The sequence below is a fragment of the Oleiphilus sp. HI0067 genome (assembly GCF_001635735.1).
The window spans coordinates 1-1,456 of sequence record NZ_LWFI01000134.1; the positions used below are offsets into that span (position 1 = coordinate 1).

2 protein-coding genes are annotated in these 1,456 nt (G+C 45.1%); one reads left to right on the top strand and one right to left on the bottom strand.

Features of this window, described 5'->3' with window-relative positions:
- Window positions 1–55: 55 nt before the first annotated feature.
- Window positions 56–793 (top strand): sulfite exporter TauE/SafE family protein, encoded by a 738-nt coding sequence (locus A3739_RS01785; protein ID WP_068475991.1) that lies wholly within the window; start codon window positions 56–58, stop codon window positions 791–793.
- 5 nt (window positions 794–798) lie between these two features.
- On the opposite strand, the gene A3739_RS01790 is transcribed toward A3739_RS01785, so the two are convergent.
- Window positions 799–1,456 (bottom strand): bifunctional diguanylate cyclase/phosphodiesterase (locus tag A3739_RS01790; RefSeq protein ID WP_156502248.1); only part of this gene is annotated, 658 nt, incomplete at its 5' end.

Here is a 1,456-nt window from a genome sequence, read left to right on the forward strand (position 1 = left end):
ACCACTAGAGGCATTATGGTTTGACTTACCTTAAGTACATCAACGGACAGTCTCTATGACGAACTTAGTGCAAGACCCCATTTTTTGGCTGATCGCTATGATCGGCCTTGTTTTAACGGGTATTTCTAAATCCGGATTCGCTGGTGGAGCGGGTGTCGTAGCCGTTCCATTACTGAGTCTAAAAGTAGGGGTTCTAGAGGCAACCGCAATTACGCTGCCCTTACTTCTATTAATGGACGCCAAAACACTTCGTTATTACTGCTCACATATTAATTGGAACGAACTCAAACGACTGTTACCAGGTGCATTCATCGGGATACTGCTTGGAGGCTTATCAATGGGGAGTCTACCTGAGCGATGGCTGCTGATTGGTTTAGGCGTATTATCGATTGTGTTTGCTACCTGGGCATCCCTACAAACGATTTTCGCTAAATTAACCCGAGCTAGTTGGTTTTGGTCTACCACATCTGGTCTCACCAGCACCCTTGTGCATGCGGGCGGACCTCCCATCAATATTTATTTCATATCGCGACGATTGGAAAAATTGCCCTGGCTTGCTACTGCTGCGGCATTCTTTGCGATCATGAATGTCGTGAAACTCATCCCATACACGTTGAACGAGCAATGGAGCAAAGAGTCATTCATGATCAGCGCATTACTATTCCCGATTGCATTGTTCGGAATTTGGCTTGGGAAAGGTATTCAGCAACGATTATCAGAACAAACATTTATGCAGGCTTGTCGTGCTTTGTTATTGCTTTCTGGTATCGGACTGATCGCTAAAGCAATCTGAATAGATTACTGGCTCTGCTGTTGCAGAAGCACTTGCATGGCCTCTTTTCCAAGAGGCTTCGACACATAGTAGCCCTGCACATAATCACAGCCTAACTCACGTAAAAGATCGAGCTGTGCTTCGTTTTCTGCACCTTCGGCAACTACTTTTAGATCAAGCGATGAACCTAGCACCACAATCGCCTTTGTAATGGCTTGCTGTTCTTTGGATAACTCAATGTTGGTGATGAACTCTCGATCAATCTTCAAGGTATCGACCGGTAAGTGGCGCAGATAACTCAAAGAAGAATAGCCCGTTCCAAAGTCATCAACCGATACTTTAATACCGATATCGCGCAAATCAGAAAGTCGTTCACTCACCCCCTGAATATCCTCTTTCAAAGCTGACTCAGTCAGTTCCAGCTCAAGATATTGAGGATCAAGGCCAGACTCGGCAATACTCTCAATAATAATACTCTTCAAATGAGGCTCTAATAATTGACGAGGTGAAAGGTTAACCGACACGCTGAGATCGCCAAACCCTTGATCTTGCCACGCTTTAGTTTGCTGACAAGCCGCATATAAAACAAACGCACCTAAATCTGAAATCAGGCCGTTTTCTTCTGCGATCTCCACAAACTCTTGTGGAGAAACCAAGCCTCTCTCAGGATGTCGCCAGCGAATT